The sequence below is a fragment of the Pantoea sp. B270 genome (assembly GCF_018726825.1).
GTDB classification, from domain to species: Bacteria; Pseudomonadota; Gammaproteobacteria; order Enterobacterales; family Enterobacteriaceae; genus Pantoea; species Pantoea dispersa.
In genome coordinates, this window is record NZ_JAHCSX010000003.1 from 571,088 (window position 1) to 589,937 (window position 18,850).

At 57.9% G+C, this 18,850-nt stretch carries 18 protein-coding genes; 6 read left to right on the top strand and 12 right to left on the bottom strand.

All coding sequences use genetic code 11. The annotated features are described in order from the left end of the window. Nucleotides 1–9: 9 nt before the first annotated feature. The 6 genes from KOL70_RS22085 to pmbA all read right to left on the bottom strand — a co-directional run bounded on the left by KOL70_RS22085 (nucleotide 10) and on the right by pmbA (nucleotide 3,888). Nucleotides 10–786 carry a DUF4311 domain-containing protein gene (locus tag KOL70_RS22085; protein WP_021509725.1) on the bottom strand — a complete coding sequence of 259 codons (777 nt, stop codon included), beginning with the start codon at nucleotides 784–786 and terminating at the stop codon, nucleotides 10–12. A 25-nt stretch (nucleotides 787–811) separates the two neighbouring features. Further along, nucleotides 812–1,108, bottom strand: coding sequence for a DUF4312 family protein (locus KOL70_RS22090; protein ID WP_021509726.1), 297 nt, complete (start codon nucleotides 1,106–1,108; stop codon nucleotides 812–814). A 2-nt stretch (nucleotides 1,109–1,110) separates the two neighbouring features. Further along, nucleotides 1,111–1,467, bottom strand: coding sequence for an SFCGS family glycine-rich protein (locus KOL70_RS22095; protein ID WP_021509727.1), 357 nt, complete (start codon nucleotides 1,465–1,467; stop codon nucleotides 1,111–1,113). A gap of 19 nt (nucleotides 1,468–1,486) precedes the next feature. Beyond that, a complete protein-coding gene (locus tag KOL70_RS22100; protein WP_010617110.1) occupies nucleotides 1,487–1,825 on the bottom strand; it encodes a glycine dehydrogenase in 339 nt (112 codons plus the stop codon). Nucleotides 1,826–2,088: 263 nt separating this feature from the next. Beyond that, complete coding sequence (gene cybC, locus KOL70_RS22105; protein ID WP_021509728.1) at nucleotides 2,089–2,475, bottom strand: cytochrome b562; 387 nt, start codon at nucleotides 2,473–2,475, stop codon at nucleotides 2,089–2,091. A gap of 72 nt (nucleotides 2,476–2,547) precedes the next feature. Next, nucleotides 2,548–3,888: a metalloprotease PmbA gene (pmbA, locus tag KOL70_RS22110; protein WP_058775743.1), complete on the bottom strand. Its 1,341-nt coding sequence runs from the start codon at nucleotides 3,886–3,888 to the stop codon at nucleotides 2,548–2,550. A gap of 115 nt (nucleotides 3,889–4,003) precedes the next feature. On the opposite strand from pmbA, the gene yjgA reads away from it, so the two are divergent. Further along, entirely contained in the window at nucleotides 4,004–4,546 is a 543-nt protein-coding gene (yjgA, locus tag KOL70_RS22115; RefSeq protein WP_058759857.1) for a ribosome biogenesis factor YjgA, read from the top strand. Nucleotides 4,547–4,762: 216 nt separating this feature from the next. On the opposite strand, the gene mpl is transcribed toward yjgA, so the two are convergent. Continuing rightward, entirely contained in the window at nucleotides 4,763–6,118 is a 1,356-nt protein-coding gene (mpl, locus tag KOL70_RS22120) for a UDP-N-acetylmuramate:L-alanyl-gamma-D-glutamyl-meso-diaminopimelate ligase (RefSeq protein ID WP_215481610.1), read from the bottom strand. Nucleotides 6,119–6,286: 168 nt separating this feature from the next. On the opposite strand from mpl, the gene fbp reads away from it, so the two are divergent. Further along, nucleotides 6,287–7,294, top strand: a complete 1,008-nt coding sequence (gene fbp, locus KOL70_RS22125) for a class 1 fructose-bisphosphatase (protein WP_021509731.1) — start codon at nucleotides 6,287–6,289, stop codon at nucleotides 7,292–7,294. A 212-nt stretch (nucleotides 7,295–7,506) separates the two neighbouring features. On the opposite strand, the gene KOL70_RS22130 is transcribed toward fbp, so the two are convergent. Next, nucleotides 7,507–9,066, bottom strand: coding sequence for a methyl-accepting chemotaxis protein (locus KOL70_RS22130; protein WP_058759892.1), 1,560 nt, complete (start codon nucleotides 9,064–9,066; stop codon nucleotides 7,507–7,509). Nucleotides 9,067–9,238: 172 nt separating this feature from the next. On the opposite strand from KOL70_RS22130, the gene KOL70_RS22135 reads away from it, so the two are divergent. The 3 genes from KOL70_RS22135 (at nucleotide 9,239) to ppa (ending at nucleotide 10,800) form a co-directional block, all read left to right on the top strand. Next, nucleotides 9,239–9,652 (top strand): lysozyme inhibitor LprI family protein, encoded by a 414-nt coding sequence (locus tag KOL70_RS22135; RefSeq protein WP_215481611.1) that lies wholly within the window; start codon nucleotides 9,239–9,241, stop codon nucleotides 9,650–9,652. 67 nt (nucleotides 9,653–9,719) lie between these two features. Beyond that, on the top strand, nucleotides 9,720–10,169 hold the full coding sequence (locus KOL70_RS22140) for a DUF441 domain-containing protein (RefSeq protein ID WP_021509736.1): 450 nt from the start codon (nucleotides 9,720–9,722) through the stop codon (nucleotides 10,167–10,169). Between the two features lie 100 nt (nucleotides 10,170–10,269). After that, nucleotides 10,270–10,800: an inorganic diphosphatase gene (ppa, locus tag KOL70_RS22145; RefSeq protein WP_021509737.1), complete on the top strand. Its 531-nt coding sequence runs from the start codon at nucleotides 10,270–10,272 to the stop codon at nucleotides 10,798–10,800. Nucleotides 10,801–10,880: 80 nt separating this feature from the next. Here the strand turns inward: ppa and KOL70_RS22150 are convergent, their stop codons facing one another. From KOL70_RS22150 to KOL70_RS22160, 3 genes are read right to left on the bottom strand one after another with little or no spacing between them, the layout of a single operon-like run. Continuing rightward, a complete protein-coding gene (locus KOL70_RS22150; RefSeq protein WP_031280151.1) occupies nucleotides 10,881–11,234 on the bottom strand; it encodes a gamma-glutamylcyclotransferase in 354 nt (117 codons plus the stop codon). 2 nt (nucleotides 11,235–11,236) lie between these two features. After that, nucleotides 11,237–15,007, bottom strand: coding sequence for a translocation/assembly module TamB domain-containing protein (locus tag KOL70_RS22155; protein WP_215481612.1), 3,771 nt, complete (start codon nucleotides 15,005–15,007; stop codon nucleotides 11,237–11,239). Next, nucleotides 15,004–16,743 (bottom strand): autotransporter assembly complex family protein, encoded by a 1,740-nt coding sequence (locus KOL70_RS22160; protein ID WP_031280152.1) that lies wholly within the window; start codon nucleotides 16,741–16,743, stop codon nucleotides 15,004–15,006. The genes KOL70_RS22155 and KOL70_RS22160 overlap by 4 nt, the downstream gene beginning before the upstream one ends. 454 nt (nucleotides 16,744–17,197) lie before the next feature. On the opposite strand from KOL70_RS22160, the gene KOL70_RS22165 reads away from it, so the two are divergent. After that, a complete protein-coding gene (locus KOL70_RS22165; protein ID WP_021509741.1) occupies nucleotides 17,198–18,541 on the top strand; it encodes a hemolysin family protein in 1,344 nt (447 codons plus the stop codon). A 56-nt stretch (nucleotides 18,542–18,597) separates the two neighbouring features. On the opposite strand, the gene KOL70_RS22170 is transcribed toward KOL70_RS22165, so the two are convergent. Next, nucleotides 18,598–18,804, bottom strand: a complete 207-nt coding sequence (locus tag KOL70_RS22170; protein ID WP_031280153.1) for a DUF1107 domain-containing protein — start codon at nucleotides 18,802–18,804, stop codon at nucleotides 18,598–18,600. Nucleotides 18,805–18,850 lie beyond the last annotated feature (46 nt).

An 18,850-nucleotide genomic window follows, 5' to 3' on the forward strand; every position in this document is an offset into this window, starting at 1 on the left:
GAAGGCTCCTTATTTGCCGCTCAGGCTGTTGTGGATCATGTCGAGCCAGCCAGGGATGCCGAGCTGGAAGGATTGCAGCAGTTTCACATCGAAGCCACGGAAGAAGCCGCTCAGCACAAACAGCAGGACAATCGCAGCCATCATCACTTTGGTGACTTTGTTCCAGCCGCTCTCTTCCACGCCTTTACCGATCAGAATGCCCAGCACCAGACCCGGCACGGCGTTACCCATGATCAACTGCGCCAGACCACCAAAAATGGTTGCCCAGAAGCCCGATTTCTTACCGGCATCTATCGCCGCCAGCCAGAAGATCACCGGCATCACCGTGTTCACCAGCAGATTTGCCGCCGGCACCAGCACTTTTACTGCGGTCACCTGCAGCGCAGCCGGTACGGCAGAAGCGGTACTGTTCAGGAACGCCACCACGATCATGCCGATGATGCCGCAGGCAATCGCCATGCGTTTCGGGTTATGCAGCGTTTCCGCGACGTTGCGGTTCTTTACCATCAGTGCGGCCGCGCCCCAGTTCGGCAGAATGCGGTGATCCACATCCTGCGTGAAGGAGCCCGCGGCAACGGAGGATGCCCAGGCGTTAAAGAAGAAGCCGAGACCAAAGGAGAAGTGCGAAGCCGGATCGCCCTCGCAGGAGTTGAGCTCGCCCAGCGTACGGAAGGCACCCATCCCCTGCGTGACAGGCGCGTGGAACATGCGCGCCGCGCCCGCTCCAACGCCCACGCCGACTAATCCACCTATGATCAACGACTTAAACAAAATGATTAAAAACATATTGTTACCCTTGTTGTCGTTATTCTTACGTTGCTGTGAAGGTCACGCTCTCGGTGTCGATCACAGTGACGCTGACGGTAATTTCCAGCTCCACGCTGTAATTCCGCCGTTCACGCGCGAGGAAGAAGAACAGAAATTTCTCCTTCCGCACGCTCTCCTGCGCGCGCAGCACCCGCACATCGAGCGGTTCAATGCGCAACAGAATTTTCTGGCTGGTGCGCAGCACCTGCTGCTGCACCTTGCTGAGCGCATCGGCGAAGGCTTTTGCTTTGCTGTCGCCTTTGCCCTGCACCGTGACCTGCGTCTCATACTGTTGTTTCATGCTTAGCTGCCGTGTTTTTTATTCCAGGCCTGCACCAGACGCTCACCCAGCTCTTCTTTATCCATGAAGCCAAAACCGAGCACGGTGGCGCCTTCGTTGATGGCGGTTACCCCTTCGTCAACCGAACGCATGCCGTGTTTGGCTTTGTAGCCGTACTTGTTCTGCGCGGTGATGGCACCGGCGCCGCCGCTGCCGCAGAAGGAGATGCCGAAATCAGCGTTTTCCGCCTTCATCACATCGCCCAGTTTCATATCCGCCGCCACGCCCGGCACCACTACTGCCCGGCCGCCGGCTTTTTCCACGCCAGCTGCCACTTTCTGTCCTTTACCCAGACGATCGCCAATCACTACCGTTACCATATTCCGTTCCTCTCTCAATTCATGCTTCGTTCGATTTCGCCACTTCGATATGCACCGACAGCAGCCAGGCTTCTTCGACAGGCAAATTGCCAAACAGATCCACCACCTGCTGCGCCAGCGCCATGGTCTCAGGCGAGATGTCCTCAAACAGTTCGGCTTCGACGTCCGGCAGCGCCTCTCCGGTGAGAGAGCGAGCCGCCATGGCGCGGACATGTGAGGCCAGCATTTGCTGTTGCACCGCATTGGCTGCAATGTGGTGCGCGGCATACAGCGCCGCGATTTGATTCATCACCTTATCCGCCAGCGCTTGGATTGCCTCCGGCGTGCTCGGTTTCAGCGGGACAGCATCACTCCTCACCTTGTTACTCCTGTTTACAGCGGACAATGTCAGATAATTCGCGTTGAGAAGAAATTACGCTGTCCGCCTGGCGGTGTGGAGACGCAACATTTCCACCTCAAAGTGGAAATCCCACGGGCGACTGTGCGCCAGATCGCATGATGCACGAACTATGCGAGATCGCTCACGAAATGCGTGAAATGAGGTAAAAAACGGGATAAAAACGGTGGAATGACGCGAAGCCGCGGCAGGAATAAGGCCAGCCTGCAGGCTGGCCCGGTTTATCAGCGGAATTTCTTATGGTTGGCGTTACGGATATCTTCCAGTTTCTTCGCTTCGGTTTTCGCCTCGTCCAGCTTGTTGGCCTGCGCCAGCTGGTCGACAACGTCGATCTGGGCAATCAGTGAGTCCAGACCGGCGTGGTAATCCTTGATCTGTGCGCTGTCAGCGCCCTGACCTTCCAGTTTTTCCGGCGTGGATTTTTTTGCATCCTGCGCAGCGGCACGCATCTTGCCCAGTGCAGCGTGCATTTCCTGGGCATCAGAGGTTTTCTTAACGACACTTAGCCCGTCTTTCAGAGTATCCATATCCTGCTCCAGGTCAGCCGCGAACAGGCTGGCTGAAGAGAACAGCAACGACAAAGACAACATAGCAATCACATGCTTACGCATAACGTTTTCCTTTAATTATTATCAGGCGAAAAAAAAGCAGCCGCTGTGGGCTGCTTTCATCAAGCGATGTCTTTATTGTCCGGCGATTTTCATCTCCGGCAGCAGCACCGATCCGCATTGTATATTGCTGCGCGTTTCAATGTCGTTACCGACCGTTACCATATTGAGCCACATATCTTTGAGGTTACCCGCAATTGTGATCTCGCTCACAGGGTATTGAATTTCACCGTTTTCAACCCAGAAGCCAGCCGCACCGCGCGAGTAGTCGCCGGTCATGGCGCTGACGCTGGAACCCATCATTTCGGTAACGATCAAACCGCGTCCCATCTGCTTCACCAGATCGTCAAAGCTGTGGCCCTGACCGGCGATGCGCCAGTTATGAATGCCGCCCGCGTGACCGGTACTTTGCAGGCCGAGCTTACGCGCCGAATAGCTGGTCAGCAGCCAGTTCTGCAGCACGCCATCTTTCACGATTTCGCGCGCTTCGGTGCGTACGCCTTCGCTGTCGAACGGCGTCGAGGCCAGCCCTTTCAGCAGGTGCGGCTTCTCTTCAATCGTCAGCCACGACGGCAGAATCTGCTGGCCCAGCGCGTCGAGCAGGAAGGTGGATTTACGGTAAACGCTGCTGCCGCTGATCATACCCACCAGATGGCCGAACAGGCCGGTGGCCACTTCCGGCGCGAACAGCACCGGCGCTTTCATGGTCGGCAGCTTACGTGGCGAAAGACGTGCCAGCACGCGGCGTGCGCACTCCGCGCCCACCCAGTCGGCGCTTTGCAGATCGCCCATCGCGCGGCCAATGGTGTAGGCGTAGTCGCGCTCCATGTCACCGTTGTGCTCAGCAATGACGCAACTCGACAGCGAATGCCGGCTCGAGCAGTAGCTCTGCAGCATGCCGTGACTGTTACCAAAGACTTTGATACCGACGTGGCTGTTAAAGCTGCCCCCCTCGGTATTGGTGATGCGCTTATCAGCCTGCAGCGCGGCCTGCTCGGCCTGCGCGGCCAGCTCGATGGCGCGATCGGCGTCGATCTCCCACGGGTGATAGAGATCGAGATCCGGCGCCTCAAACGCCAGCAGATCGCGCTCGGCCGGCGCAGCACAGGGATCGGGCGAGGTGTAGCGCGCGATATCGATCGCCGCCTGCACGGTGCGTTTAATCGCGTCCGGGCTGAGATCGGTCGAGGAAGCACTGCCTTTGCGGTTTTGGTGATAGACGGTGATGCCAAGCGCGCCATCGCTGTTGAATTCGACGTTTTCCACTTCGCCGTAGCGGGTACTGACACCGATTCCGGTGGTTTTGGTGACCGCCACTTCTGCTCCGTCGGTGCTGGCTTGCGCCAGTTCCAGCGCCTGCGCGACAGCCTGTTCCAACACTTTACGTTGTTCTGCAACCTGAGTAGATACGTTCATCGACCTGCCGTCTAATCTTAAGTATGAATTTATTGAGTCTATCAGACTCAGAGAACAATTTCGCAGTCGCCCGATAAACTGGTAGGATTAGCCTCTTTTTTTAGGGAGCCAACAGATGACGAAGCAGCCCGAAGACTGGCTCGACGATGTGCCGGATAATCAGGAAGAAGAAGACGAAGAGATTATCTGGGTCAGTAAAAGTGAAATTAAACGCGACGCCGAGGAGCTGAAACGCCTGGGCGCCGAGTTAGTGGATTTAGGGAAAAACTCCCTGGATAAGATCCCGCTTGATGAACAGCTGCGTGACGCCATTGAACTGGCGCAGCGCATTAAGAAGGAAGGCCGCCGCCGCCAGCTGCAGCTGATTGGTAAAATGCTGCGTCAGCGCGACGAAGAGCCAATCCGCCTGGCGCTGGATAAGCTGAAGAACCGCCACAACCAGCAGGTTGCGCTGTTCCATAAGCTGGAGCAGCTGCGCGATCGGCTGATCGAGCAGGGTGATGATGCGGTGGCGGAAGTGCTGAATCTCTATCCGCACGCCGACCGTCAGCAGCTGCGCAGTATGATCCGCAACGCGCAGAAAGAGAAAGCCGCCAGTAAGCCGCCAAAAGCCGCCCGCCAGATTTTCCAGTACCTGCGCGAGCTGGCTGAAGCGTAAGTCCGCTGCGGACGGTTTCCCTGCCCTCACCCTAACCCTCTCCCGCAAGCGGGAGAGGGAATGTAAAGCGCAGTGCTGGGGTAGCTGAAGCAGAGTGCTGAGGTAGCTGAGGACGAGCGCTGGATGTGACGTCCGCACCGGACGGCCCCTTCTCCCGCTTGCGGGAGAAGGCTGGGATGAGGGCAGATCGCCTCTCGGCCCTGAACCGGCCACGCATTACTTACCTAACCGCTCCAGCAGTTTCTGATGAATCCCGCCAAAGCCGCCGTTGCTCATCACCAGAATCGAATCACCCGGCTGCGCCGCTTTAGCCACCATCTCCACCAGCGTATCAATGTCCGCGCTCCAGTGCGCCGGCTGAATGCAGGCGTCCGCAACGTCCGCGACCTGCCACGGAATGTGGTGCGGCTGGAACAGGAACACCTCATCGGCACGCCCTAACGAAGGGGCCAGTTCGTTCTTGCTCACGCCCATCTTCATGGTATTAGAGCGCGGCTCAAGCACCGCCAGAATGCGTGCGGTGCCGCCGACTTTACTGCGCAGCGCCGCCAGCGTAGCGAGAATCGCCGTTGGGTGATGGGCAAAATCGTCATATACCTTAATCGCGTTCACTTCGCCGCGTAGCTCGAGGCGACGACGCGCGTTAATGAAGCTGTTCAGCGCCTCACCGGCATCGCACGGCTTCACGCCAACATGACGTGCGGCGGCAATCGCCATCAGGCCGTTGTGCATGTTATGTTCGCCGACCAGCGCCCAGTTCACTTCCGCCACTTTCTCGCCGTCGAGCCAGGCTTCCCAGCGCGAGGCATCCGGCACCAGCTTCTTCGCCTGCCAGCGGCCGTTGTCGCCCACGCTCTCCTGCTCGCTCCAGCAGCCCATCGCCATCACCTGCTTAATATTGTGATCGTGTTCCGGCAGCAGGATCTTGCCCTGACCCGGCACGATGCGCACCAGATGGTGGAACTGCTTCTGGATCGCCCGCAGATCGTCGAAGATGTCGGCATGATCGAACTCAAGATTGTTGAGGATCAGGGTGCGCGGGCAGTAGTGTACAAACTTGGAACGCTTGTCGAAAAACGCGCAGTCGTACTCATCCGCCTCGATGACGAAGAATGGACTTTTTCCTAATTTTGCCGATACGTCGAAGTTACCCGGCACCCCACCAATAATAAAGCCCGGTTCCAGGCCGCAGGCCTCGAGAATCCACGCTGCCATGCCGGCTGTGGTGGTTTTGCCATGGGTACCGGCCACCGCCAGCACCCAGCGATCGCGCAGCACGAAATCATGCAGCCATTGCGGTCCGGAGAGGTAAGGAATGTTGCGTTCCAGCACCGCTTCCACGCACGGGTTGCCGCGCGTCATGGCGTTGCCGATGATTACCAGGTCCGGTTCCGGGTCCAGCTGCGAGGCGTCGTAACCTTCAGTTAATTCAATGCCTTGCTGTTGCAGCAGCGTGCTCATCGGCGGATAGACATTGGCATCTGAACCGGTCACTTCGTATCCGAGCGAGCGGGCCAGCATCGCCAGTCCGCCCATAAAAGTGCCACAAATCCCAAGGATGTGAATGCGCATAAAAAGATCCATTACTCAAAAGTTCGGCGCACAGTGTAACGCCGAGTCCGGAGGGAAGAAACGGATTAGGACTATGGTTTTTGAAGTTCAATCGGCTAAACTGCGTACGCATACGTTGGTAGCTTGTTACAGCTGCTGCCACTCCATCGTAGATTCAGGGAATGTGTTATGAAAACGTTAGGCGAATTCATCGTCGAGAAGCAACACGACTTTCCTCACGCCACAGGTGAACTGACGGCGCTGATTTCCTCCATCAAGCTGGGCGCAAAAATCATCCACCGCGACATCAACAAAGCGGGTCTGGTGGATATTCTTGGTGCCAGCGGCGTAGAGAACGTGCAGGGTGAGCAGCAGATGAAGCTGGATCTGTTCGCTAACGAAAAGCTGAAAGCGGCACTGAAGGCGCGCGGTGTGGTCGCGGGGATTGCTTCCGAAGAAGAAGATGAGTTTGTCATCTTTGAAGGTTCGGAGAACGGTAAGTATGTAGTACTGATGGACCCGCTGGATGGTTCTTCGAACATCGACGTTAACGTTTCCGTCGGCACCATTTTCTCAATTTATCATCGTATTAGCGAGCCAGGCACGCCGATCACTGAAGCCGATTTCATGCAACCGGGCCACAAGCAGGTTGCCGCAGGTTACGTGGTGTACGGTTCCTCAACCATGATGGTGTACACTACTGGCGTGGGCGTTCATGCCTTCACTTACGATCCGTCGCTCGGTGTGTTCTGCCTGAGCCACGAACGCATGACCTTCCCGGAAAAAGGCTACACCTACTCGATCAACGAAGGGAATTACATCCGCTTCCCGCAGGGCGTGAAAAAGTACCTGAAGTTCTGCCAGGAAGAAGATGTATCAACGAAGCGCCCTTACACCTCGCGCTACATCGGTTCGCTGGTGGCGGATTTCCACCGCAACCTGCTGAAAGGCGGCATTTATCTCTATCCCAGCACCGCCAGCCACCCGAAAGGCAAGCTGCGCCTGCTGTATGAGTGCAACCCGATGGCCTTCCTCGCCGAACAGGCGGGCGGTAAAGCCAGCGACGGTAAAAACCGTATCCTCGATATTCAGCCGGAAACGCTGCACCAGCGCTGCCCGTTCTTCTGCGGTAATGATGCGATGGTCGACGACGTGGAACGCTTCATGCGTGAGTTCCCGGACGAACATCAGGCGTAATGTCAGCGGGCATTTAAAATGCCTGCGCGTGTGATGCCTGTCAGTAAATGATTTCGGTCGCCATTAATGGCGACCCTACAGGTTGATGGCACGGTTTATGTTGGGTGCGCATTTATGCGCACCGCGTAAATTACCGCGTTATCTTCTCCCGCGTCGCCATCCATCAGGGCGAACGCAGGCAACGTTACCGGTCATCCCTGACCCCACCCTGATTATGCTGTCGCCACGCGGAACTGTGCCATAGATGCCTGCAACTGCTGCGACTGCGCTTCCAGCGACTGCGTAGCGGCGCTGGCCTGCTCCACCAGCGCGGCGTTTTGCTGCGCGGCTTCATCCATCTGCGTCACGGCCTGGTTAACCTGTTCAATACCGCGGCTCTGCTCTTCCGAGGCGATGGAGATCTCCTTCATCAGCGCGGTGACCCGCATTACTTCGCTGGAGATCTCATCCATGGTTTCGCCGGCGCGCGTGGCCATGTCGCTGCCCTCTTTGACCCGCGTCTGTGATTCGCTGATCAACTCACGAATCTCTTTGGCGGCGCTGGCGCTGCGCCCGGCCAGGGTGCGCACTTCGTTGGCAACCACGGCAAAACCGCGCCCCTGCTCACCGGCACGCGCCGCTTCCACCGAGGCGTTGAGCGCCAGGATGTTGGTCTGGAACGCTATACCGTCGATCACGCTGAGAATATCGGCGATCCGATCGGAGCTGTGGGTGATCTCACGCATTTTCTCCATCACGTAGCACACCACTTCCGCGCCGCGATCGGCGGTATCGGACACGCTACTGGCCAGCTGATTGGCCTGCTGCGCGTTGCTGGCGTTAAGCCGGACGGTGGCCGTGAGCTGCTCCATGCTGGCGGCAGTCTGCTCCAGCGAGGCCGCCGACTCCTCCGTGCGCTGCGACAGATGCACCGTGCCCGCGGACAGCTCGCGGCTGCCGACGTCTATCTGCAGGCTGGCTTCACGCACCTGGCTGACCGAGTTGCGCAGCGCCAGCTGCATTCCCGTCAGCGCCTGGTTCAGACGGCCGATTTCGTTATTGGCCGCTGCCGGCAGCGGCTGCGACAGATCGCCGGCTGCAATCTGCTCCAGATGCTGGATTGCCCCGTCCAGCGGACGCAATAGCGCGCGGCGCAGCAGCAGCCAGGCCAGTGCAATCAGCAACAGGGTCAGTGCGACGGCGACGCCAATCATGATCTTCATCTGCAGTTCATTGTGCGCCGCTGCCGCCAGACGTGCGGCAGAGACTTCGTCGGCATACAGGCTGAAGTCGTTCACTGCCTTCGAATAGTTAGCCGCCAGCTGCGACAGGTTGCCTTCCAGCACCTGGTAATACTCATCGGTATACTGCTTTTGCAGCGCATCCATCATGGGTGCCATGGCACCTTTCTGATACGCGTTGAACGCGGCCGCGACCGCATCGGCGAGGCTTTTGCCCTGCGCGGTGACGGTACCGGCATCAATAAACGCGGTCAGATGGCGTTGCGAGCTGGCGACATCCGCCTGCGCCTGTTTGGTGACGGTCGCGCCCTCGTCCAGCAGGCCGATTTCGATTTTGCGCACCGCCAGCGCGGCGCTGGCGCGGGCACGCATCAGATCGGCGTTGCTCTGATACAGGCTGTTGAGTTCAATGCCCTGAATACGGTTGATGGCGTCAAGTGACTGGTTGCCGGAATTGATGGCGTAGATGCCCATACCGCTCACTGCCAGCAGCAGCAGCGTCATAAAGGCCAGAAGAGAGAGTAAAGCCGTGCGTATAGATAGCTGTGTGATCATGATAATTCCCGTGCGCTTTAAAAAAGGGAGAATCCAGTAGCCCTAAAACGGAGAGATTATCGGCAGTGACCGGGGGAAACTTTATCCTTCATTGATGGTCAACCTGATTACGATCATCTACGCTTCAGATTTCCTGAAGTTCGTAGCGCTAAAAGCAAGGAATGTAACGATGAAAAAATGGCTTCCGCTCGCCTGTCTGTTCGCGTCCAGCGTGGCAATGGCACAGCAAAACCCTATCGATCAGCAGCTCAATCAATGCCTGAATAAAGAGTCCAGCACCGCCGGCATGTCGCAGTGCTACAGCTCGGCCAATAAGGCGTGGGACAAAGAGATGAATGCGCAATATAGCCAGCTGATGAAGAAATTAACCGGTGAGCCCAAAGACAAACTGCGCAATGCGCAGCGCGCCTGGCTGGCCTACCGTGATAGCTGGATCGATGCCAGCCGTAGCTATTTCCTCAGCAGTCAGGGCTCCATGGCGGCGCTGTCAGTGGGCGCGCAGGGCGTCAGTCTGGTGCGCAACCAGGCGCTGATGCTGCAATCAATCAACAAAGGCAGTTGCGCCAATCCCGATGATTGTTGATAAATGGGGGCGTTAAACACGCTTAGCGCTGGCCACGGTCAGCGCGCCCATTATTCACGGAGAAACCATGGCTGCCTACGCCTCGACCCTCATACTTATCTGCCTCGCCATCCTGAGCTACTTCGTCCACAACAGCGCCGTCACCATTTCGATTCTCATCCTGCTGGTAATTAAGCTCACGCCGCTGGCACAGTTCTTTCCCTACGTCGAAAAGCAGGGCATCCAGATTGGTATCATTATTCTCACCGTGGCCGTCATGGCACCGCTGGCAAGCGGCACGCTGCCAGCCTCGTCGCTGCTGAAATCCTTTGCTAACTGGCAATCCATTGTGGCGATTATCGTTGGTGTGTTTGTTGCCTGGCTCGGCGGTCGCGGCGTCAGTTTAATGAGCGTGCAGCCGTCGGTGATTGGCGGGTTGCTGATTGGCACGGTGATTGGTGTGGCGTTCTTTCGCGGCGTGCCGGTCGGGCCGCTCATCGCCGCAGGGATTGTGTCGCTGTTTGTCACCACCAAGTAGCCTGCTGGACCATTCCGAAACGCCAAAAAGGGGGCATACTTTCAGAGTCAGTTGGCTATAATAGCCGTCACTCAACTTACGACTAATGAAGGAAAGCCAGATGAGTTTGAACCAGGTGCCTGCAGGTAAAGATCTGCCAGAAGATATCTATGTCGTCATCGAGATCCCTGCCAACGCCGATCCGATCAAATATGAAGTGGACAAAGAGTCTGGCGCCCTGTTTGTAGACCGTTTCATGTCTACCGCCATGTTCTATCCGTGCAACTACGGTTACATCAACCACACGCTGTCTCTGGATGGTGACCCGGTTGACGTACTGGTGCCAACCCCGTATCCGCTGCAGCCAGGTTCAGTGATCCGCTGCCGTCCGGTGGGCGTGCTGAAAATGACCGACGAATCAGGTGAAGATGCCAAACTGGTAGCGGTTCCGCACACCAAGCTGAGCAAAGAGTACGATCACATTAAAGATGTGAACGACCTGCCAGAACTGCTGAAAGCGCAGATCACCCACTTCTTTGAGCACTACAAAGATCTGGAAAAAGGCAAATGGGTGAAGGTTGACGGCTGGGACAACGCGGAAGCGGCTAAAGCTGAAATCATCTCCTCTTTCGAGCGCGCACAGAAGAAGTAAGTTTTCTGTCAGCGCTGTCGCATCGCTATGTATGGCGATCGGCAGATAAAAAAACACCGCCCACTGGGCGGTGTTTTTATTTACGCTTCTGCGGCGTCATCGCGCCGTAACCAGTCGCCACTCGCGATGCGGGTGCGACCGGCAATCGAACGCTGATACACGTACAGCCAGGCGCTGCCGTAGGGCGTCTGGATCAGCTGGCGCTTATACTCGCCGTTCTTACTGCGCAAGGCATCCAGCTCGCCGAGGGTGCTGGCGTCGATGCGATACACTTCGCAGTACACCGTGCCGTCCCCCTCAACCACGCCCGGATAGTGACCGAGATTGTAGAGCGCAAACCCTTCAATCTGATGGTCGCCGAGCCATTGCGCATTGGTCATCCAATGACTATTTCCCTGTTTGCGCCGTAAACTGCCGTAGACAATTATTCGCATTGCTAAAACTCAAACTGATAGAGCAAATCCAGTGCCTGATCGAGACCCGACACGGCTTCCAAATAGAGTTTGGGCATCAGGCGATAACGCAAAGTGAGCGTCGCCAGTGAATCAAATATGCCAACACCGTATTTTACCTGCAGACCCGGCAGCACATAACCACTCACCTGCACCTGCTGGCTGTCGCCGACACCGGTGGTATCAAGCGCAAGGTTACTGACGCCGAAGGTCTCGCCGATTTTACCCATAACCTGACCACTTTGTGCAACCCCCAGTCCAACCAGCGCCGAGGTTAAGGCGTTGCTGTCGCCATCGCTGCTGAGTCCCTGACCGCGTAACAGGTAAGACAGCGCCTCCTGCTGCGACATTGCCGGGTCGGAGAAGACCTCCACCTTCGGCTCGTCGGCCAGCCCGGTGACGCGCAGACCGGCTGTCACATCATCCTCGGTGGCTTCCGGGTTACGAATCGCCTCCAGGTTGACGTACGGCTGATCCGGCGGACCGGCGAACTGCAGCTCGCCTTTACGCACAATCAGATCCTGACCATACGCGTGGAAACGGCCAGAAGGAATATTGATTTGTCCGTTTAAGCCCAGGCCGGTTTTATCCTGCACCAGTTTGAGATCGCCGTTGAGGCGCGCTTTCAGGCCAAAGGCCGAGAGGCGCACATCGTTGCCGACGTGGATCACCAGATTGCTGTTGATTGGGATCGCGGCGGTTTTCGGCTGAATCGGCTTGAGGTTCTCATCCAGCATCACCTCATCCGACGACACGCCGGTAGCGCTCTCCGGCACTTCCTGCACCGTGATGCGCGCCCACGGAATATCAACCTTGCCGTCAAGATTGAACGCCGCCGGTGTGGCTTCAAACGCCAGGTCCGGCGAAACGTCCATTCGTACCATCGGCGGAACGGTAACACTAATACGGCTGCCCTGCGCAGTAACGCGCGCGCGCCAGTTATCCAGCTGGCTCCAGTCCGCGTTGCCGCCCAGATTGAGATTACCCTGCTGCGTCTGGATCAGGCCGTTGAGAGTGGAACTCATGCCGTTAAACACCAGGTTGAGATTGGCCGAAGTGAGATCGACCGGCATAAAGCTGCCGTCCACATCAACATCGCTCAGCCCCAGCTGACCAAAGATCTGCGGCTGCTGCAGCGTGCCGCCGAGACGCAGATTGCTGTTGAGGTTGCCTTTGATCTTCTCGCCCTGCATCAGCGCCGGGTTGAGCATCGCCAGTGAAATGTTGCTGATGCCGATGTTGCCTGACAGCTGGCGGCGATTCTCCGGATCGGCGATTTGCACGTTGCCGCTCAGCTGACCGTTATTCACGATGTGAATCAGCCAGTCGAGCTGCGCGCGTCCGTTACGCAGCGCCGCATTCAGGTTGAGCGTGTCGAAGGCGATCGGCAGGTTATTCCCCTGCACATCCTGCACCACTTTTACGCCGTTTCCTTTAAGCGACACCGTGCCGGTCGGCAGCGCGCCGTCGGCGGTCCAGTTCACGCGCGCATCACCGCTGAATACGCCGTTCAGCTGGGTGGCATCGGTAAGGAACGGCTTGATCATCGCCAGATCAAAGCGGTTCAGCACCACGTGCGCATGGCCGCTGGCTCCGGCCTCGATCGGCTCCGGCACGCACAGCTGCGCGTTGGGGTTTTGCCAGCAGTGCGGCCCGATGGTGGCGCTCTGTTTGCTGTTCAGGTAGTCAATCGTCATCGCGCGCGTCAGGCGCCATTCGCCCACCGGCGTGTCAAAACGCGTATTGTTGAGATTGCCCTGCCAGCGCTGCGTCTGGCGATCAAAGCTACCGTTGAGCGCCAGCTGGCCGGAGACCGGCTCGCCCTGCACGTTGAGTTTCAGCTGGTGCTGCTTCTCGTTACCGTCGGCGTTGAGCGTCAGCAGGCTGACCTTAAGCGCGTCCTGCTGTAACTGCTCCACGCGCAGCTGCAGTTTACCGGCGACCTGATCGCTGGATTTCACATCGCTCCTCAGCGTGACACGGCGGATCTGCAGCTGCTGCCAGCGCAGGCCGCTGGCGGTAAGATCGGCCAGCAGCTGGGGCGCCTGCAGCGTACCGCGCGCCTTGATGGTGCCTTTGGCTACGCCGCCGAGGCCCGGCAGCGCGTTATCCAGATGCGGTGCATCGACACTGGCGTCCAGATTTAGCGCGTCGCCCAGTTCGCCTTTCACGTCGAGATGGTTGCGCCCCAGCGCGATGTCAATGCCGGGGATTTTCCACTGATTGTAACTGTTGCCGGTCAGCGAGCCTTCGGCGCTCACCGCGTTCTGTTTCACATTGCCCTTCAGCGCCAGCTGCGGCACGCTGAGCTGCCAGCTACCGCCGTACAGGCTGCCGCGCGTGGTGATTTTACCGTCGAGCTTCGCCGGCCAGTCAGGATACTGTTTAGCGGTATTGATGCCCGCCAGCGTCAGTTCGCTGCGCCAGCTGATGGCTTTGCTCCAGTCCACCAGCGCGCTGAGGTCAATGTTGCCTTGCAGCGCCGCCACGCGAAGTTTATCCAGGCTGAACTGCTGCACGTTGCCTTTACCGTCCAGCGTAATGGTGGCCGGCGGCACCGCTTCGCCCTTCACCGCGGTGCGCAGCGACATCACGTAGTCGGTGGCTTTACCGCTGAACTGGTAGTCGAGATTATCCGCCTGATACTGCACCGGACCGGTCAGCGGCCAGCGCAGCTGCGGGCTGGTGAGTTTGAGCGACAGCGGCAGACCGGCGACCGCCGGCTGTGCGGCGGCGTCCAACTGGGCACGCACCGGCCCCGAGAGGTTCAGGCCCAGCTTCAGCTCGTCGCGCATTGCCCCGGCGAGGTTCAGTTTGATCTTCTCGCCTTTAATCGGATCGAGATTCAGCGAGCCGTTGAGCACAAAATTAACCGGCCAGTTATCCGCCAGCCGGGCATCGCCGCTGGCGTTAATCTGCCCCTGCGGCGAGTCGACGTCAAAGGTCTCCAGCTGCACATGCCGATCGGTAGTTTTGGCCTTCAGCAGCAGACGCGTAATCGCCACGTCCGTATCGCCAGTGATGCGCAACTGCTCACCCAACAGCTGCTGCACGTCGATGTCGAGCGGCAGCTGGAAATCCGGCAGTGCCGGCAGCAGCGGCTCGGCAAACATCGCCTGCAGCGTTTCGCCCAGCGGTTTCTCATCCGGCTGCGGCTGCTGCACTTTAGGCTGCACCACCTGTTCGTCCGCCACTTTCGCCGCCTTCGGCAGCGCGATCAGCAGGCTCTGGATATGGGTGGGATTGAGCGTCAGCGCGCGATCCTGCCACTGCAGGCCGCTGGTGAAGTCGAGCAGCGAAATGGCGGTGTCATCGACTTTGACGTTAATGTTATGCAGGCTGACCCGGCTCAGCGTAATCGGGTATGGCGTGCTGAGATTGCTGCTGCCGCTCTCTTCTTCCGGCGGCGGCGCACTGGCGGGCGTCATTTTTTTGCTGTCGACCACCACGCTGACGTCCTGCAGCGCGATATCGTTCACGCACACCGAGGAGTGCAGCAGGCAGTTGAGGTTGAGCGCCAGATGGAAGCGCCCGGCATCCACGCTGACGCCCGGCATCTGGTATTTCACGCCGCTCAGCGTCAGATCGCGCCAGCCGCCTTCCACCTTGTTAATCGACAGGCCCGGCACCCAGCGATCGGCACCTTTAAACAACAGATGCAATCCGGGCGTGGTGCCCACCAGAAACGCCACGCTGGCCAACAGCACCAGCACGAAAATACCGATACCGATCAGGACCTTTTTCCACAGCTTCATAGTTCAGGCCCCAGTCCTACATAAAATTGCAATCCATGCTCCTTGTCGTCACCAATCGGGCGCGCGATATCAAACTTGATCGGCCCTACCGGAGAAGACCAGCGCACGCCGAAGCCTGCACCGGTTTTAACATTACTCTGCTTGATGTCGTTGACCGCTTCGCCGGAGTCGACGAATACCGCGCCCCACCATTTGCCGGAGACGTTGTACTGATACTCGAGCGAGCCGGTGGCCAGTTTTGAGGCACCGGTGAGTTTGCCTTCGTCATCGCGCGGCGAGATATCTTTGTATTTGTAACCGCGAATGCTGCGGTCACCGCCGGCGAAGAAGCGCAGATCGGGCGGCACTTTTTCGAAATCGTTGGTTTCAATCCAGCCAAGGTTACCGCGCGCCACAAAGCGATGCTTCTCGCCCAGCGTGCGGATCCACACGTTCTGCGCCTGCAGGATCAGGAAGTCGACGTCTGAACCCCAGGTGGTGTCCGACACGTCTACCGAGTAGCGCTGTGAATCGCCCCAGGTCGGCATCAGGCCGCCGCGCGAACGGGTGCGGTTCAGGCTGACGCCCGGATAGAGCAGCATGGTGGTGTTGGTGACGCTGCCCTGAGTAAAGTGGTCGAGACTCCAGCGCAGGTTAACCGCGCGCTGCCAGCCGGAGCTGCTGTCCCAGTTACGCGACATCGCCAGCGTGGTGGTGTCCGATTTGGTGTCGTTGAGATCGGTGCGTTTCAGGCCGCCGGAGAAGGTGTAGTACTGCTCCAGCGGACTTTTCAGCAGCGGCACTTTATAGCTGAGATCAAGCTGCTGCTCCGGCGCGGAGATATAGGCGCTGGAGGTCAGGCTGTGGCCGCTGTCGTTGATCCACGGCTTTTTCCACGTACCTTTCAGCCGCGGTCCGACGTCCGTCGAGTAACCGACACCAGCTTCGATGGTGTTCTCCACGCGCGGCGACACGGCGGCGCTGAGCGGCAGCACTTTGGTCTGGCGCCCTTTATCGAACTCAGGTGCCACGACGACAGAATTAAACCAGCCGGTGGCGGAGAGGCGACGATTGAGTTCGGCCAAATCGCGTGAGCTGTAGGGATCGCCCTTTTTGAACGGCACCAGGTTGCGCAGATAGGCTTCATTGATTTGCGAGCCCTCAAAGCTGACATCGCCGAAGCGATAGCGCGGGCCGCTGTCGTAGTCGATATCCCAGAACGCTAAGCGCCGTTCTACCGAGACACCAAGCTGGCTCTGCTTAAAGTCACCGTCGAAGTAACCATTACGCAGCGCCAGGCTGGAGAAGCCGTTTTTAAATTTATCGTAGTCGCCGTGATTGAGCTGGCTGCCGACTTTCGGCCGGCCCTGCTTCACCCACGCCTGATAATCAGGATCGTCTTTTGCGGCGCCTTCCACCACGATGGTGCTGCCGCCAATCTTCACCGGCTCACCGGCGGTGACGCGGGCAATCAGCACCGGACGGCCACCCTGCGGCGGTGCCGGGCGTGATTCAAAGTCGATCTGCGGCTCGTAATAGCCTAGCGCGCGCAGGCCTTCTTTGATCGCGGCAGCCACGCGCGCCTGGAAACGGCCGTCGTTCGACACCTCGTCACTGCCGATAGTGGACAAGCGCGCCCTGACGTTTTTCTGTAACTCCCCGGTCAGGCCTTCCAGCTGCAGTCGCACTTTGGCTGCCTCAACAGCAGGTGCGGCAAGCAGCAGGCTGGCCAAGCAATAAGCATGAAATCGCGGCACGCGTACTCCTGTTAATAATGCCTGCCCCTATTCCGCAGGGGCGTTAACTCTGGTGGAAAGGGTATCACCACACCTTGCATACCCATCAGCATAGCCGCTCTTTTTTGCGAGCGGCTGCGTAAAAACGGCCGCTAAGCCAAATCGACTGCTATTGTCGGTAAATGTGCGTACCGATACAACAACGAAGCCGTGCTTCTGCGCACCACCAGCCGCCACTCGGATTAATCCGAGCCGGCCAATCACGCCGCTGGCGGCAGCAATAGCGCTGCTGCTATAATCAGCGACCAGCAGGCCTCGCCTGCACGCATTTCTGCCCCGACGTTAACGTGACTTTGTCGAACTGGCGCAGACATTTTTGGCACGGATAGCCCTGTTTGACGGGTAAGTACCGGATGTACGCCTCTTCGCGCTGCCCAGGCCAAAAATGACAAGTGATTAACCCAACGGATCTTTTATGCTTGATAGCCTGCTTGTCATTCTTTTACTGATCGTAATCAGTTCATTTTTTTCTCTGTCGGAGATCTCGCTGGCGGCTGCCCGCAAGATCAAACTGAAACTGCTGGCCGATGAAGGCAACATCAACGCGCAGCGCGTGCTGAAGATGCAGGAACAGCCTGGCATGTTCTTCACCGTGGTACAGATTGGCCTCAACGCCGTCGCGATTCTCGGCGGTATCGTCGGCGATGCGGCGTTTTCGCCCGCCTTCAGCAGCCTGTTCAATCGCTTTATGGAGCCGGAACTGGCGGATCAGCTCAGCTTTATCTGCTCCTTCACCATCGTCACCAGCCTGTTTATTCTGTTTGCCGACCTGACGCCAAAACGCGTCGGCATGATCGCGCCGGAAGCCATCGCGCTGCGCATCATCAATCCGATGCGCTTCTGCCTGCTGGTTTTCCGCCCGCTGGTATGGCTGTTCAATGGCCTGGCCAACGTGTTCTTTCGCATCTTTAAGCTGCCGATGGTGCGTAAAGATGACATCACCTCGGATGACATTTACGCGGTGGTAGAAGCGGGCGCGCTGGCCGGCGTGCTGCGTAAGCAGGAGCACGAGCTGATCGAGAACGTGTTTGAGCTGGAATCACGCACAGTGCCTTCGTCCATGACCTCGCGTGAAAATATCGTGTGGTTCGATCTGCACGAAGACGAAACCAGCCTGAAAACCAAAATCGCGCAACACCCGCATTCGAAGTTTCTGGTGTGCGACGGCGATATCGACCATATCGTTGGTTACGTTGATTCCAAAGAGCTGCTGCTGCGCGTGCTGGGCAACCAAAGCATGACGCTCAACAGCGGCGTGCAGATTCGTTCGGCGCTGATTGTGCCGGATACACTGACGCTGTCAGAGGCGCTGGAGAGTTTTAAAACCGCCGGCGAAGACTTCGCGGTGATCATGAACGAATATGCGCTGGTGGTCGGGATTATCACGCTTAATGACGTGATGACCACGCTGATGGGCGATCTGGTCGGTCAGGGGCTGGAAGAGCAGATTGTGGCGCGCGACGAGAACTCCTGGCTGGTGGAAGGCGGTACGCCGATTGATGACGTGATGCGCGTGCTGGATATCGACGAGTTCCCGCAGTCCGGCAACTACGAGACCATCGGCGGCTTTATGATGTATATGCTGCGTAAGATCCCCAAACGCACCGATTTCGTCAAATTCTCTGGCTACAAATTCGAGGTGGTGGATATCGACAGCTACCGCATCGACCAGCTGCTGGTGACGCGCATTGATGACCGCCCGCCGGTGCTGAATGTGTCGAAGAGTACGCTGGATGAGTCTGAAGGGCCTGCCGCGTAGCAGTGATCGTGCGGTTACAGAAAGATTCAGGGCGCCAGCGGCGCCCTTTCTTTTGCTTAGTTGTACTCGGCTTGCAGCCGCAGCACCTGGCGGTTGATTTCTGACATCACGCTAAGGTGCTGTTTATCCTTGACGCGCGGCAACATGACTTTGCCTTTGTCGAACTCAAACGCGCCAACATCCTTGATGTACAACCTTCCTTTAAATAGCGTCTTTACATATTTCGCAATTTGCAGCGGATTATAGCGCTGGAAGATCTTCATGCTGTTTAACTCCTGAACAGATGTAATACGCTTCGCCGTTGCCAAA

Coding starts and splice junctions, on each gene's coding strand:
- cybC (WP_021509728.1), bottom strand. CDS start 2,475: ATGCGTAAGCATGTGATTGCTATGTTGTCTTTGTCGTTGCTGTTCTCT.
- KOL70_RS22150 (WP_031280151.1), bottom strand. CDS start 11,234: ATGCGAATAATTGTCTACGGCAGTTTACGGCGCAAACAGGGAAATAGT.
- KOL70_RS22140 (WP_021509736.1), top strand. CDS start 9,720: ATGGCTGCCTACGCCTCGACCCTCATACTTATCTGCCTCGCCATCCTG.
- pmbA (WP_058775743.1), bottom strand. CDS start 3,888: ATGAACGTATCTACTCAGGTTGCAGAACAACGTAAAGTGTTGGAACAG.
- fbp (WP_021509731.1), top strand. CDS start 6,287: ATGAAAACGTTAGGCGAATTCATCGTCGAGAAGCAACACGACTTTCCT.
- KOL70_RS22095 (WP_021509727.1), bottom strand. CDS start 1,467: ATGGTAACGGTAGTGATTGGCGATCGTCTGGGTAAAGGACAGAAAGTG.
- KOL70_RS22085 (WP_021509725.1), bottom strand. CDS start 786: ATGTTTTTAATCATTTTGTTTAAGTCGTTGATCATAGGTGGATTAGTC.
- KOL70_RS22090 (WP_021509726.1), bottom strand. CDS start 1,108: ATGAAACAACAGTATGAGACGCAGGTCACGGTGCAGGGCAAAGGCGAC.
- KOL70_RS22155 (WP_215481612.1), bottom strand. CDS start 15,007: ATGAAGCTGTGGAAAAAGGTCCTGATCGGTATCGGTATTTTCGTGCTG.
- KOL70_RS22170 (WP_031280153.1), bottom strand. CDS start 18,804: ATGAAGATCTTCCAGCGCTATAATCCGCTGCAAATTGCGAAATATGTA.
- yjgA (WP_058759857.1), top strand. CDS start 4,004: ATGACGAAGCAGCCCGAAGACTGGCTCGACGATGTGCCGGATAATCAG.
- KOL70_RS22165 (WP_021509741.1), top strand. CDS start 17,198: ATGCTTGATAGCCTGCTTGTCATTCTTTTACTGATCGTAATCAGTTCA.
- KOL70_RS22135 (WP_215481611.1), top strand. CDS start 9,239: ATGAAAAAATGGCTTCCGCTCGCCTGTCTGTTCGCGTCCAGCGTGGCA.
- mpl (WP_215481610.1), bottom strand. CDS start 6,118: ATGCGCATTCACATCCTTGGGATTTGTGGCACTTTTATGGGCGGACTG.
- ppa (WP_021509737.1), top strand. CDS start 10,270: ATGAGTTTGAACCAGGTGCCTGCAGGTAAAGATCTGCCAGAAGATATC.